The organism is Gammaproteobacteria bacterium (assembly GCA_041395725.1).
In the GTDB taxonomy this organism is placed as follows: Bacteria; Pseudomonadota; Gammaproteobacteria; order Pseudomonadales; family Pseudohongiellaceae; genus NORP240.
Genome location: JAWKZW010000001.1, coordinates 4784223 through 4798733 on the forward strand (window position 1 = coordinate 4784223; position 14511 = coordinate 4798733).

The window sequence follows — 14511 nt, forward strand, 5'->3', positions numbered from 1 at the left end:
CAACAATCATGTTAAACAGAGCGGCGTCCAGCCGGACGCCCCAGGAGTCAGTAATGAAAACAACGCGACGAGGATTTGTTAAAACAGTAGGTCTCGGTACCGCTGCCGCCGGGCTGCTGTCAGGCACGGCGATTCTGAGCAGGACCGCTGAAGCCCAGACCAGGCAAGCACACCATTCCGGCATCTACGATGGCGGCATAATGCAGCTCAATCAGAATGAAAGCGCCCGGGGCCCTGGCCCTAAGACCATCGAAGCCGTTCACAATCACACCAGTAAACGGATGGGCCGCGGTTATTCGCCGGATCATGTGAATGAACTCCAGGAAGGCATTGCCGCTTACTACAATGTGGACACCAGCAATGTACAGCTGGCTACTGGATCCACTCCTTTACTGCAGGGTGCGGTCAGGGCTTTCTGCTCCTCCAGCAAAAAATTTGTCACACCGATGCCCACCTACTCCACCAGCGAGGCCACCGCCAGACAGATTGGCGTACCGATAACCCATCTGGATCTGGACAGTTCGATGGCTATCGATCTGAATACCCTCGCAGAGGCAGGGCGCGGTGCGGGCCTGGTTTATTTCTGCAACCCTAATAACCCTACCGGTACCGTCCACGGCCCCGATGCTGTAGAGCAGTTCGTCCGCCGGGTCATGCGCGAGTCCCCGGACACCCTGATTCATATCGACGAAGCCTATATCAACTATACCCGGCCGGGCGCGATGAAAACTGCATTGCCTCTGGCCATGGAGTTTGAAAACGTATTCATTACCCGCTCCTTTTCCAAGGCTCACGGCCTGGCCGGTATGCGAATCGGCTACGCGCTCGGGCAGGAGTCGACCCTGACTGCGATTCGTCAGGCATGGGGAATGGGCGACGTGAACATGCTGGCAGCAGTTGCCGCGCTCACTGCCCTTGAAGACAAAGCGCATATCGAGTGGGAAGCGGAGGAGAACGCCCGGGTGCGGGATTTTACTATCGCAGCATTCCGGGACATGGGTTATCAGGTGCCGGATTCCCACACCAACCACATCTTCGTCAACCTGGGCATGCCCGCCCGCCAGTTCCGCGAGGCCTGCCTCCAGGAAAAGGTTCTGGTGGGTCGTGATTTCCCGCCGCTGCAGAACACCCACTGCCGTATATCACTCGGCAGCATGGAAGAAATGCAGAAAGCCGTGGAGGTGTTCCGCAAGGTGCTGGCCTGACCTGAGTCAGGCCACCGGGCATCAGCTGCGCTGAACAGAGCTCAGCAAATAGCCCGTCGGCGATCAGCACAAGGCCAGCGTGACCGCCCCCCCGGGTTGGCCCCCTGGCCTTTTTCCATTGCCGGAATGAATGTCTCCGGCAATGGACTGACCCGGTCCGGCATCAATCAGTGCTACTGGCGCTTTACCGCAATAGCCTGCATTTCAAATCGGGCATTAAACAGCAGTGTCCCGGCCCCAATGAAAGCCCGGGCCGGAAATTCCTGTGAAAAATAGCGGCGATACACACTATTGAAAACATCGTAGTGGGCAACATCGGAGCAGAAGATCTGCACATAAACCAAATCGTCCATGGTCATTCCAGCCTCCAGCAGAATGTCCTGAATGGAATCGAGAAGGTTACGCGCCTCTTCGGCCGGGTCTTCCGGCACCTGGCGGCCTTCAAGACCCAGCGTTCCAGAAATATACAGCGTATCGCCAGTCAGCACGGCGCTGCTGAACGGAGGTCCGTCTTCACTGGAAGAGTCTGACGGGCCGATATAGGAACGCTGCGCGCTGACCAGCCCCGGCAGGAGCAGCAGTGCTACCACGCCGGACAGCACCAGTTTATTAATCCTGTTCATTTTTCCCTCGCATTTATCTGTTTGGACAGATGTCATTGTGCGCCTTTCAGGCCAGGCTGAAAACCACTTGACTGCAATCCATGAATTGCGGGCTTGCACATAGCTGCCGATACCTGTTCTGGTTACAATAACTCCTGCTGTTCCCGCCATTGGCGGAAACAGCGCTGAGGGATTCCAACGAGCATCCACAGAAAATACGGGCTGGCGCGCCATGAAATCTTCCAGAAAATCCACCAACCTGTCTTCAGCTCAAGCTCCCACCTTGAAGCTGGTGCGCTTGGGCATTGACACCTATCACGAAAATGTCGTGTACCTGCATCGGGATTGCGAAGTCTATCGGACCGAGGGGTTCCAGGCCCTGAGTAAAGTCAGAATCTGTGGGGACGGACAGCGGATTCTGGCGGTGCTGAACGTTGTTGACGATGACCGCATTGTTCTGACCGATCAACTGGCTCTCTCCGAGCAGGCCTTTGACAATCTGGGCCTCAAGGAAGGCGAACTGGTGTCGGTGGAACATGCAGGACCGCCTGTCTCCATGAACTCAGTACGCCGCAAGATCGATGGTGAGCGTCTTAGCTCCGAAGAATTCAGCCACATCATCCAGGACATAACCGAGAGTCGCTACTCCAAGATGGAAATTGCCTCCTTTCTGGTGGCGACGGGTAAAACCGAGCTGGACCGGGATGAAGTGCTGTACCTGACGCAGGCCATGGTGGGCTCCGGAGAACAGCTTGACTGGAGTGAAGACCTGGTGGCCGACAAGCATTGCATCGGTGGCATTCCTGGCAACCGCACCTCCATGCTGGTGGTACCCATCGTGGCAGCCCATGGTATGTTGATTCCCAAAACCTCCAGCCGTGCCATCACCTCGCCGGCAGGTACAGCCGATACCATGGAAGTGTTGGCCGAAGTCAACCTGAGCATTGGCAGGCTGCACGATATTGTAAGGAAAGAACGAGGCTGCATGGCCTGGGGCGGTACAGCCCGACTGTCGCCCGCCGACGATATCATGATCTCAGTAGAACGTCCGCTGGGAATCGATTCTCAGGGGCAGATGGTGGCCTCGATTCTGTCCAAGAAACTGGCAGCGGGCTCAACCCACCTGCTTATAGATATCCCGGTGGGTCCCACTGCCAAAATCCGACGGATGTCTGATGCCCAGCGGCTGCGTAAACTGTTTGAGTTCGTTGGCGACCAATTGAACCTGCACCTGGAGGTGGTTATTACCGATGGACGCCAGCCCGTGGGGAATGGTATCGGGCCCAAGCTGGAGGCCCGTGATGTCATGTCGGTGCTGGAGAACAACCCGCAAGCACCGCAGGATCTGCGCCAGAAGTCACTGCAACTGGCGGGCCGGATTCTGGAATTCGACCCTGATGTACGGGGTGGCTCGGGTTTTTCAATTGCGCGGGACATTCTGGATTCGGGCCGCGCACTGACCAAGATGAACTCCCTGATCAAGGCGCAGGGCGCCCGCGATCCTGATTGGGAGCTGGGCAGGCTGGTACATGAAGTCTGCGCCCCGGAGAGCGGAATTGTGACCGCAATCGACAATCTGCAGATGGCGCATATTGCACGCTTTGCAGGTGCACCAATGGATAAGGGTGCCGGTGTTGATCTGTGCAGAAAGTTGGGCGACCCGGTTGAAAAAGGCGACCCTCTTTACCGGGTATTCGCCCAGTTTCCCGCCGATTTCAAATTCGCGCGACAGTTATGTGAAGAGGACAGCGGATACCGGATAGGCCGGGACGAATTCATACCGAAACCTTTTGTGGAGTTCTGATGCTGCTTGGGTTTGAAGATTACCGGAATCAGGCGAAAAATCTCGCCACCGCTCTGGGTGAAGAGTACGCAGAAGTTTCTGTGCACCGTTTCCCTGATGGCGAAAGCAAAGTGACACTGCCTGCCGGGCTGCCGGAGCACGTGACCTGCTGCCGCAGCCTCGATCGTCCCAATGACAAGCTGATCGAACTGCTGCTGGCCGCCACTGCGGCACGACAGCTGGGCGCCCGGCGCGTTTCGTTGATAGCACCTTATCTGTGCTACATGCGCCAGGACATTGCGTTCTATCCTGGCGAGGCAATCAGTCAACAGATCGTCGGCAGTTTTCTTGCCGGGCTGTTTGACGATGTTATTACCGTGGACCCCCACCTTCACCGGATTCACGCACTGCAGGAGGCAATCCCACTGCAGAACAGCCTGGCCGTATCGGCCGGGCCGGCGATGAGCCGTTTTCTCCGGGCCCGCGACAATCCGTTACTGCTTGGCCCGGACAGCGAATCTCTGCAGTGGGTGGAAACCATTGCCAGAGACTGTGGCCTGGAGTTCGGGGTGGGGAGCAAGACACGCTCCGGCGACCGCCAGGTGACCGTTGAGCTCCCCGACCTGGCAATGACCGGCCGCGAAATCGTGCTGGTGGACGATGTGGTCAGCAGTGGCGAGACTGTGGCCATCGCCGCCTCCCAGTGCCTGCAAAAGGGCGCGACGCGCGTGAATGTACTGGTAACCCACGCTCTGTTTGCCCCGGGTGCTCAGCAGCGCATGCGTGAGGCTGGTGTCGCGGAGATCTGGAGCACTGACAGTATCAGCCATGCCAGCAACTGTATCTCCCTGGCCCCGCTATTGGCGGAAGCGGCACAGCAGCTGGCGGCAGAATAGTGTGATCTGGTTAGAAAAGCAGGAAAAATCCCACTCAAAATTAAAGTTTTTCTCAAAAAGCATGACACAAGCAATAAAAATCCAGACACATTTACTATTAAATTCAGTCAGGTACTGGACAAACTCGAGGTTTCGGGTGACGATAACCCCGCTATCAGTAGCGGGCTGATCCAGCGCCTGCGTGGCTTGACCCGCCAGACACCGTGATTGGCGCCGGGGCCGCAGTGACGGGCAAGCAGGCAAAAGAATTATCAAAAAAACAAGACAGATCAGAATACAGGACTCAAAGGAAACACGTTTTGAACAAACTTGTTCTTGGCTTCTTAACTGCATCGAGCCTGACACTGGCTCTTAGCGCCCACGCACAGACTTTGCGGGGATCGTCATCTTCAATTGAAAGGCAGAACAATCTGGCGGTGGCCTACGGGTTTACCTTCGTGCAGACCGCCCAGCACATGTCTCGCCTGGTAGAGGGTGGGCAACTGGTCCGCGTACTGCCCACCCAGAGTCTGACATTGCATGATGTCTCGTTTCCGTACGCTCGCGCTGGCGTCAAACTTTTCGTCAATCGCCTCAGTACCCAATACCGCAATGCCTGCGGTGAAAAACTGACGGTGACCAGCCTGTCGAGACCTATAGACCAACAGCCTCCCAATGCTGCCACCCGCTCCGTCCATCCGGCTGGCATGGCCGTGGATCTGCGTGTGCCCAGGGGCCGTCAATGCCGTTCCTGGCTGGAAAATACACTCTTATCCCTGGAAGCCAAGGGTGTGCTGGATGTAACCCGGGAAAGACGTCCACCCCATTATCATGTCGCGGTGTTTGTCGAGAGTTATGAAAGCTATGTAGCTTCGATGATTGGCGGCACCAGCCAGTACATTGTTCGGCGTGGTGATACCCTGTCAGAGATTTCCGCGCTGACTGGTATCAGTGTCGCCAGAATCAGAGCGGCCAACTCACTGAACGGGGACATGATTCGCGTGGGTCAGGAATTGCAGATCCCCACAACGGGAAGTGAAGGCACCGCGACATCGACTACCAGAGAGCTTGCCCGTGTCAGTCTGGTCAATCACAAGGTTAGGAAAGGTGACACCCTGTGGCGCATTGGCAACCAGTACGGCACCACGGTCGCCACCATCATGATGGAGAACAAGCTGGATGACGATACGCTTCAGGTCGGGCAGGAGCTGCGCATCCCCATTTCTCAGTAAGTCGTTGAGCCTCGCCCCCTGTCAGTCAGTGGCGGACCAGTAAATTATTTACTGGCCGCTCTCCACCAGTCCCTGCTCTTCCATTCGAGCTCCCCGCAGCAGATTCTGCATGGCGTAATTGCCCTCGTGGCAGGCGTACTCGTAAATCTGTCCATCCACCCTGGACATGGTGATCATGGCGGTAAACCGATCGGTAAAAGTGGCAGGGTCATCGACAGTGAATTCGTACTGCATAGTGAAAGGGCCCGTGCGCGTGAACCGCTCGATCAATAATTTATCACTGGAATCCCCATAGGCACCAAAGCTCTTGGTCAGGCTGTTGAAGTTCCGGGTTTCGACCACCAGGGTATCACCGTCCCAGTAGCCACGGGAGTCACCGGACCAGAGTCGCACCTTGTCATCCACATGCTCGCGACCGTCAAGAGGCACGACCCGTGCGGTGTGCACCATCTCGGTCATGATGACCGCCGTGTCCCGGTTCTGGAAAACCTGAATGTTGTTGTTGTAAAGATTCGGCGTGAACGGGGGGCCGGCATTGAATCCCATCAGGCAGCGCTCGGATAGGCCTCGGTCTTCCGGCCCGTCTTTGCCGATACCGCCAACAATAAATCGAACCGGGCGAACTCCGTCCACGTCGTTGCCAAGCCCGCCATTCACACGTGACACCCCCTCCCTGGGAGCCGGCAGACGGCCGTTTTCCGGGTAAATGATCAATGAGGTGCGATTATCCTGACCGCTGCCCATTTCCAGCCAGAAAGTGTTGTAACCATTGGCGCCGGCATTGTTCAGCGCCTGCAGACCAGCCTCCGTTTGAGCGGCCAGCGCTGCTATCTCTTCATCGGTGAAATAGGCTTTGTCGCCAAGGGCGGCCGGACGCTCCAGGGGAATGTTGGTGGCGAAGTTCCACACTCCCTGCAGATCCGGCTGTCCCCATTCGGTCCGGGGTGGTTCATAGGCTGCTTGCTGAGCCTGGGTGACAGCGCTTGCAACCGTAGCTGCCAGCGCGAAAACTCCGGCTGATAAACAGGGTCGATGTTTCATTTAATGCCCCACCGTTGGATGACTATCAGGACCCGCAGACTCGCTTTCATGGTCAGCGTCCTCCGGGTTTACTGCCTGATTGGCAACAGAATAAAAGTAATTGCGGGGCAAGTCCACCTGCCCGGAATCCTGCTGCTGTGAGGCTGGCAAACGCATCCGGAGCCTGTCAACGATTGCACTTACCTGGCAGCGCGGCCCAGGTACTGTTGAAAGATTCGCTCTACCGTATCAGCGGCGCCGGGTACGAAAGCGACAATCAGCACGGTAAGCAGCAGCGCCGCCGCAATACCCCAATAGAAACTCTTCATCATTACACTCCGGATCCGGTCAGTTTCTCGGCGCGGCTTCAAACAACCACACATCGCCGTTTTCAATTGCCGCCCGATCTGTCTGCGAGGGGTACTTACTGGTGATTGCTGCCGCGATACCGTCCAGTGCCTCGCCAGACTGGATTCGCCGCAGCTCCCGCTCATAACGTACCCCATTTATGCGGAACACCGCTCGACCATCCCGCTGCGCCTGCACCGGCCAACGTTTCCACAGGCACCCCACCGTACTGCCCATGTAGCCGGACCAGACGTAAAGTCTGCCTGCATACTCAACGGTCCAGATTCGGCGCGACAGCGGCGGGTCCAGCAATTGCATTTCAATGGTCGGCAGTGCGTTAACAAAACGCCAGTCGGGTTCCCTTCCGTCATGAAGCTCACCCGCAATCAGTGGGCCCCCGGAAAATACCCGATTAGGACCATCAGCAAATCTAGCCTTGGCGGCAGCCGTGGCAACTGCTGTGATCGGGATCAGCAGCAGACAAAGGATGACTATAAGTGCCTGTTTGATCATTCCCATGGTGTACCCCTCTGCCGGGCTTAAGAAAGCTCTGATTAACTGCAGCAAAATTCTGCGGTAGTCTGATGGAACTTGTTCCGTGAACTTCTGATTACTTACCGCAGAGTGCTGCAGTGAGAAATCAGAAGTTTTCTGGATAATACCCCTTAAGGGCAGCAAAAGCTTCCCATCTGGAAGCTCTGTCGGCGCCTGAACTCGTTTCGCTGAGAACAAATGCGTATACTGCTCCAGGCAGCTCCGTAAATCCGGGGCGATGGCGCATACCCGGCCAGCGATTGGCTATAACGGCATACATTCCGGATGGGCTGATAATGATAAATCTTCTGGCCAAGTGGGTCCTGACAGGCATCGCGGCCCTTGTATTGCTGCTCGGTGTCTCTTACGGCGCCATGCGCCTGCATGATGGTCCGGTCGAATTCTGGCCCTGGTTTACCATCAGTATAGGCGGGCCTTTCCGCAGCGGGGAGCTTTCTCCTTCGCCGGATAACTGGGATTTCATCCGCGACAGGGAAGAGATAGAAATTCAGACCCTGAACCCGGCCACCTCGCGCACAGTCTGGGTACCGGTAGTGGATGGCAGGCTTTATATTGTCAGTGGCTACATGACCTCCACCCTCGGCCAGCTCTGGAAGCAGTGGCCCACTTACCTGGCCGAGGACAATCGGATTCTTATCCGGGTCGATGACAGGATTTACCCCCAGCGGCTGAACCGCATAACTGAGGGCCCGATCGCGGCCCGGGTAATGTCAGAAGTAATCCGCAAATACGCCGGCGGCCCGGATCAGCTCAACCCGGCGGCAGGACAGGCTGTGACCAGCGGGTCAGTCTGGTTATTCGAGGTTATTGACCGCTAGCCCGCTCCATCGACACACCGGACTGCCGGATTGATTATTGTCTGAGGAATTTGTTTTACCTACCCGTCAAGAGAACCGTCATGAACAAGTCTTTCGCTACACTACTACTGATACTTGCCTGCTTACCATTCACTGTCGCCGCGCAAAATGCGACAGATTGCCAGGACTCCCTGGACTGTAAATCATCCTGGCTGGGTACTACCGAAGCCCAGCGTCAAGCCATTTTCGACTTCGCTGACAACTACAAGGATTTTATCCATCGGGCGCGAACGGAGCTGAGCTTCGTGACCGAAGCGGTGGCGTTTGCCGAGGCCAATGGCTTTAGCCAGTGGAATGACCGGTCTTTCGCCACTCCCGGGGCTCGCTACTACGAGGTCAACCGGGACCGGACCATCAGCCTGATGATCATTGGCCGCCGCTCCATGACGGAAGGCTTTCACATCATCGGTTCCCACATCGACTCACCACGGCTGGAACTGAAAGGCCGCCCGCTCTATCAGAACAGTGAATTCGCCCTGTTCCAGACCAACTACCACGGCGGTATAAAATTCCACCAGTGGACCAACCTGCCCCTGGCGCTGCTGGGTCGAATCGACAAAAAGGACGGCACTGTGGTCAACATCTCAATCGGTCTTGATCCCGATGATCCGGTATTCATGATCCCGGAGCTGTCGCCGCACGTCGATCGGGGCCGCGGCAGCCAGCGCCTCGATGAGTTTCTCGGCCCTGAAGACCTGGATCCGGTCATCGGCCATATTCCCGGTATGGCCGGCGAAGAGGTACGTCAGCAGATCCTTACGTACCTGGGAGAAACCTATGGCATTACTGCTGCCGACCTGGTGTCTGCGGAGCTGTCGCTGGTGCCTGCCGGCGCACCGAGAGATATGGGGTTCGATCGTGGCCTGATCGCGGCCTATGGCCAGGACGACCGACTTGCCGCTTACACCAGCATGCGCGCCCTGGCAGAGGTTGAAATCCCTGAATACACGGCGGTTGCTTACCTGGTGGACAACGAAGAAGTGGGCAATCGCAACAACACCGGTGCCGGGTCGGACTACTACACCGACCTGCTGTCCCGGCTGCTGCTGGCGGAGCTCGGCGACAGTTACCGCGAACCCCATCTGCGCACCGCCATGCGCAATACCCGGTTTGTTTCCATCGATGTTAATCCAGGCATTAACCCCATGAACCCGGGTGCCTGGGAAATCGGCAATGCCCCCAAACTGGGTTACGGCGTCAATCTGAAGTTGTACGGCCAGGGCAATAACGCCAACTCTGAGTTTATCGCCTGGACCCGCGCTTTGCTGGATGCCAACCAGGTGCCCTGGCAGACCTCCACCTATAAAGTGGGCAGCGCCGGCGGGGGGACTATCGGCGGCATTTTCTCCTCCCAGAACAATGAGGTGATCGACTTTGGCGTACCGTTGCTCTCTATCCATACGCCCTTCGCGGTCAGCTCCAAAATCGATGTGTATAACCTGTACCGGGCGGCGGCGGCATTCTATCAATTTACCGAGTAACCCGGCAGGCTGATCCAAAGGCCCGCTGAACTGGACAAATCCCGACGCAGGGAATAACGTTTCAGCCAGCGCCTTAATCGCACATCCTGAAAACAATAATTTAACGAGGATCGATGATGTCCGTAGCCCGTTACCCCCTAGCCCTGGCCTCTGTGCTGGCGATCTGCCTGAACACAATCACCACCTCGGCGCAAGCGCCACTGGCGGACTACAGCCCGGTGACCGACGCCCGGCTGGTGAACCCGGAAGACCACAACTGGCTGTCTTACCGGGGCACTCTGGATGGCTGGGGGTACAGTCCTCTGGACCAGATAGACGCGGACAATGTGCGCGAACTGCTGCCCGTCTGGACCTTCTCAACCGGTGTTCTGGGCGGCCACGAGGCGCCACCGATAGTGAATGACGGGGTTATGTTTGTCACCACCCCCCAGAACCTGGTTTACGCGCTTGATGCGGCGAGTGGCGATCTCTTGTGGCGGTATCAGCACGATCTGCCCCAGAGCCTCATCGCCTTCCACAGAACCAACCGCGGCGTGGCACTTTATGGTGATAAGGTCTATACGGCGACTCTGGATGCCCGCGTCATTGCGCTGGATGCCCGAACCGGTCAGAAAGTCTGGGATACTCCGGTGCAGGACAACAGCTTCGGTTATTACATCACCATGGCCCCGCTGGCTATCGATGGCAAAATCATGGTGGGCGCCTCGGGCGGCGAGCTGGGCATCCGCGGTTTTGTGGTCGCCCTGGATGCCGAGTCCGGTGAAGAACTCTGGAGGACTTACACGGTACCCTCCCCCGGGGAACCCGGCAATGAAACCTGGCCAGGCGAATCCTGGCGTACCGGCGGAGCCGCCGTGTGGGTTCCCGGGCACTATGACCCGGAATTGGGCCTGGCGTATTTTGGCACCGGAAACCCTGGCCCGTGGATCGGCGACCAGCGGCCCGGCGACAACCTGTATACCAATTCCGTGCTGGCCCTGGATGTGGACAGTGGTGCCATTCGTGCCCATCACCAATACCACTGGAACGGCTCCTGGGACTGGGACGAGGTGTCCACGCCTATCCTGATGCCGGTGGAAAGAAGCGGTCGGGAAATCAACGCCCTGGTGCACCCGGGAAGGAACGGCTACCTGTGGTTACTGGAACGGCAGGCCGATCGGATCGGTTTTATCGACGCGGTGCCTTATGTCTACCAGGATGCGTTCCTCAGCATCGATCCGGAAACCGGCCGACCGACCTACGACCCGGAACACAAGCCAACCTCTGATGGCAGCACCACGTCATTCTGTCCATCCTTATGGGGTGGAAAAGACTGGCCTCCGGCCGCCTACAACCCTGAAACCGGGCTGGTATATATCCCGGCCAACGACAATCACTGCGGTGCGATTCAGGGTCGTGAAGTGACCTACATGCCGGGCAGTTCCTATACCGGCGCCCGCACGGAGTTCACCCTGCGCGAAGGAGCCGACCACATCGGTGAAATCCAGGCCTGGAACATGAACACCGGAGAGGAAGTCTGGACCCGTGAGTTTGAATCCCATAACTGGGGCGGCATACTTACAACGGGCGGCAACCTGATCTTCAGCGGCGGTACTACGGACCGTTACTTCCGCGCCCACGACGCCAGCACCGGGGAGGAACTGTGGAGTTTCCGCACCAACTCGGGAATCATCGGCGTACCCTCAACCTTCTCAGTGGGCGGTAAACAGTACGTAGCCGTGCAGTCCGGCTGGGGAGTTGATGCCGCCGGCATGACCGGTCGCGTCGACCAGATTCGCGGTACCCGTACATTTGTGCCTCAAGGTGGCGTCATCTGGGTATTTGCTTTGCCTTGATGGGCTCCATCCAGTTGCGCTCCGACCGCAAGACCTTTTATTCTTGCGGTCCTGACAAACAGGGAAAAAATAATATGAATAATCCCCTCACCCGCTGTTTTGCTCTCGCCCTGGTCCAGTCATCTCTGGCCATGGTCACACTGGGAGCGACCGCCCAGTCCTTGCTGGAGGAGTATACGCCGGTCACCTACGCTGAACTGGAAAGCCCTCCCGCCAGCGACTGGCTGATGTGGCGTGGCACACAGAATCACTGGGGGTACAGCCCCCTTGACCAGATCAACAAGGACAATGTCGACAGCCTGCGCCTGGCCTGGGCCTGGACCATGGCACCCGGCCTGCAGGAAACCACGCCGCTGGTGCACGACGGCGTAATGTTTCTGCCCCAGGCCTGTGACTTTATTGAAGCCGTGGACGCCACCAACGGCACATTGCTATGGGAGTACCGACGCCCGGAAGTGGATCACGTGGCACCTTTGGCATGCGCTAACCGCAATGGGACCCTGTATGGCGACAGGCTGTACCTGGCGACCCGTGATGCCTACCTGATCGCATTGGACGTACGCAGCGGCGAAGTGATCTGGGAAAGGCAGATGGGCGATTGGACCGTGGGCCAGCACTATTCCGGTGGGCCACAGATTCTGGACGGCAAACTGGTCGCCGGTATGTCCGGTTGCTACTACATCAATACCTTCTGCTGGGTCTCCGCCCATGACCCTGAAACCGGCGAGGAGCTGTGGCGGACCAACACTGTTCCCCGCGTGGGAGAACCGAACGGGGAAACCTGGGGCGATGTGCCCGACGAGCGCCGCCGCGGTGGCTCTGCCTGGATGCCCCCCAGCTATGATCCGGAGCTGGATCTGATTTACATCGGAGTTGGTGTACCGATTCCCTGGGGAGATATCCAGCGCCAGACCGACGGCGGGGATGTTCTTTACACCAACTCCACCCTGGCCCTGCGTGCCGATACCGGTGAAATTGCCTGGTATTTTCAGCACATTCCCGGCGGCAACTGGGACCTCGATCACCCGTTTGGACGCCTCGTAGTCGAGTCCGAAGTAACGCCCAACGCAGAGGCTGTATCCTGGATCAACCCGAATATCGAATCCAGCGCCCGTCGCAAGGTCATCACCGGCGTGCCCGGCAAAACCGGAATCATCTGGACCCTGGACGCCGCTACCGGCGAATTTCTCTGGGCCAGGGAAACCAATTACCAGAACGTCATAGTCGGAGTCGACATCGAGGGACACAAAGGCATTACCAATGCGGATCTTTACTACACCGAGATCCGGCAGCGGAAAACCATCTGCCCCACCACCCGCGGCGGTATCAACTGGAATTCGATCGCCTACAGCCCTCAGACCAATGCTGTCTATACGCCCACCAACAACGCCTGTATGGAACAATACCTGAATCCGGTGGAGCCGACCGTTGGCCTGCACCATCGCTCTGCCACCAGCCTGGTGGTCGCAACACCCGGCCTTGAAGACCAGGTCGGCCTGCTCTCTGCCGTCGATGTAGCCACTGGCGAGGCCAAGTGGATTCACCGGCAGCGAGCCGGTATTGGCGGCTCGGTGTTGACCACCGGTGGCGGCCTGGTTTTTGTTACCGATGACGCGCGGCGCTTTCGCGCATTCGATGCCGACACGGGCGAGATCCTCTGGGAGCAATTGCTGAATTCGACGGCAGGAGGATTCCCGGTTTCCTACAGTGTCGACGGCGTGCAATATATCGCCATCGCGGCCGGTGGCGGCGTCACCTACCGCAATCTGACTCCCGAACTGCGGCAGCGTAGCGGGGGCAACACCCTGTTCGTGTTCCGTTTACCGTGACAGAGTCTGAGGGGCAGAAGGCATAATGATTTACCGGTTGGGAGACAAACGGGTTGAAATCGTCGGCGCGGATTATTTTGTCGCCGACAACGCGACGGTCGTAGGCCTGGTAAGACTGGAAAATAATACCAGCGTCTGGTTCAACGCCGTGATTCGCGGCGATAACGAACTCATTACGGTCGGCGAAAATTCAAACATTCAGGACGGTGCAGTGCTGCATACCGACCCCGGCATCCCCTTAACCATAGGCCGCAATGTCACAGTCGGTCACCAGGTGGTGCTGCACGGTTGTACGATAGGCGACAACTCATTGATCGGTATTGGGTCAATCATTCTCAACGGTGCCAGAATCGGTAAAAACTGCCTGATAGGTGCTAACAGCCTGGTTACCGAGAACAAAGAGATCCCCGATGGCTCCCTGGTAATGGGTGCCCCCGCCAGGGTGGTAAAAGCTCTGTCGCCAGAGCAGCAGGCAAGGCTTGCTGACAGCGCTGACAGTTACGTGAAAAACTTCAAACGCTTCAAAAAATCACTGCAACCGGACCCGCGTTGACCAGCGCCCGATTCAAGAAAAAGCAGAGATACTCTTCCTGTTAATCAAGTCAGCTCTGAGATGCTGACTGTAACCACGGAGACAGGCTTTCCTGCATCTACGCGCAAGCGCAAGAGAGGATCCTGCCTTTTGACTTTTGTTCATCACTTGCCCCAATGCATCGTTGCAGGCGACCGGGGATCCCTTCCGCAGCAGGCAGGTACCGGGCCTGAAGATCAGAATTTTCCGCTGGCATGAATCACAGCTTCTGGCGCGAACACAGTGCCTGTCCTGTGCGACCAGGCCAGCAGCCTGCCTGCCCACCCTGCAATCGCGCCTGGCGTTTGCCCTGTTACC

Annotated in this window: 13 protein-coding genes; 9 read left to right on the plus strand and 4 right to left on the minus strand. The window is 57.5% G+C overall.

The features are described 5' to 3' along the window. Positions 1 to 53: 53 nt before the first annotated feature. Positions 54 to 1205 carry a histidinol-phosphate transaminase gene (locus R3F50_21095; GenBank protein MEZ5492785.1) on the plus strand — a complete coding sequence of 384 codons (1152 nt, stop codon included), beginning with the start codon at positions 54 to 56 and terminating at the stop codon, positions 1203 to 1205. Between the two features lie 173 nt (positions 1206 to 1378). Here R3F50_21095 and R3F50_21100 read toward each other — a convergent pair whose 3' ends face one another. Beyond that, the gene (locus R3F50_21100; GenBank protein ID MEZ5492786.1) at positions 1379 to 1828 is read right to left on the minus strand and encodes a RidA family protein; all 450 of its coding nucleotides are present in this window, start codon (positions 1826 to 1828) and stop codon (positions 1379 to 1381) included. Positions 1829 to 2039: 211 nt separating this feature from the next. On the opposite strand from R3F50_21100, the gene R3F50_21105 reads away from it, so the two are divergent. The 3 genes from R3F50_21105 to R3F50_21115 all read left to right on the plus strand — a co-directional run bounded on the left by R3F50_21105 (position 2040) and on the right by R3F50_21115 (position 5697). Next, the gene (locus tag R3F50_21105; GenBank protein MEZ5492787.1) at positions 2040 to 3611 is read left to right on the plus strand and encodes a thymidine phosphorylase family protein; all 1572 of its coding nucleotides are present in this window, start codon (positions 2040 to 2042) and stop codon (positions 3609 to 3611) included. Beyond that, positions 3611 to 4486, plus strand: coding sequence for a ribose-phosphate diphosphokinase (locus R3F50_21110; GenBank protein MEZ5492788.1), 876 nt, complete (start codon positions 3611 to 3613; stop codon positions 4484 to 4486). The genes R3F50_21105 and R3F50_21110 overlap by 1 nt, the downstream gene beginning before the upstream one ends. Before the next feature lie 299 nt (positions 4487 to 4785). Further along, positions 4786 to 5697, plus strand: a complete 912-nt coding sequence (locus R3F50_21115) for a DUF5715 family protein (GenBank protein ID MEZ5492789.1) — start codon at positions 4786 to 4788, stop codon at positions 5695 to 5697. 48 nt (positions 5698 to 5745) lie between these two features. On the opposite strand, the gene R3F50_21120 is transcribed toward R3F50_21115, so the two are convergent. From R3F50_21120 to R3F50_21130, 3 genes are all read right to left on the minus strand, one after another. Continuing rightward, on the minus strand, positions 5746 to 6738 hold the full coding sequence (locus R3F50_21120; GenBank protein MEZ5492790.1) for a hypothetical protein: 993 nt from the start codon (positions 6736 to 6738) through the stop codon (positions 5746 to 5748). A gap of 179 nt (positions 6739 to 6917) precedes the next feature. Continuing rightward, positions 6918 to 7046 (minus strand): hypothetical protein, encoded by a 129-nt coding sequence (locus R3F50_21125; GenBank protein MEZ5492791.1) that lies wholly within the window; start codon positions 7044 to 7046, stop codon positions 6918 to 6920. 19 nt (positions 7047 to 7065) lie between these two features. Further along, complete coding sequence (locus tag R3F50_21130; GenBank protein MEZ5492792.1) at positions 7066 to 7584, minus strand: hypothetical protein; 519 nt, start codon at positions 7582 to 7584, stop codon at positions 7066 to 7068. A gap of 311 nt (positions 7585 to 7895) precedes the next feature. On the opposite strand from R3F50_21130, the gene R3F50_21135 reads away from it, so the two are divergent. The 5 genes from R3F50_21135 to R3F50_21155 all read left to right on the plus strand — a co-directional run bounded on the left by R3F50_21135 (position 7896) and on the right by R3F50_21155 (position 14175). Beyond that, on the plus strand, positions 7896 to 8438 hold the full coding sequence (locus R3F50_21135) for a hypothetical protein (protein MEZ5492793.1): 543 nt from the start codon (positions 7896 to 7898) through the stop codon (positions 8436 to 8438). Positions 8439 to 8518: 80 nt separating this feature from the next. Continuing rightward, positions 8519 to 9958: an aminopeptidase 1 gene (locus R3F50_21140; protein ID MEZ5492794.1), complete on the plus strand. Its 1440-nt coding sequence runs from the start codon at positions 8519 to 8521 to the stop codon at positions 9956 to 9958. Between the two features lie 116 nt (positions 9959 to 10074). Continuing rightward, positions 10075 to 11793: a methanol/ethanol family PQQ-dependent dehydrogenase gene (locus R3F50_21145; GenBank protein ID MEZ5492795.1), complete on the plus strand. Its 1719-nt coding sequence runs from the start codon at positions 10075 to 10077 to the stop codon at positions 11791 to 11793. Positions 11794 to 11867: 74 nt separating this feature from the next. Continuing rightward, positions 11868 to 13622 carry a PQQ-binding-like beta-propeller repeat protein gene (locus R3F50_21150; protein ID MEZ5492796.1) on the plus strand — a complete coding sequence of 585 codons (1755 nt, stop codon included), beginning with the start codon at positions 11868 to 11870 and terminating at the stop codon, positions 13620 to 13622. 25 nt (positions 13623 to 13647) lie between these two features. Continuing rightward, positions 13648 to 14175, plus strand: a complete 528-nt coding sequence (locus tag R3F50_21155; GenBank protein MEZ5492797.1) for a gamma carbonic anhydrase family protein — start codon at positions 13648 to 13650, stop codon at positions 14173 to 14175. Positions 14176 to 14511 lie beyond the last annotated feature (336 nt).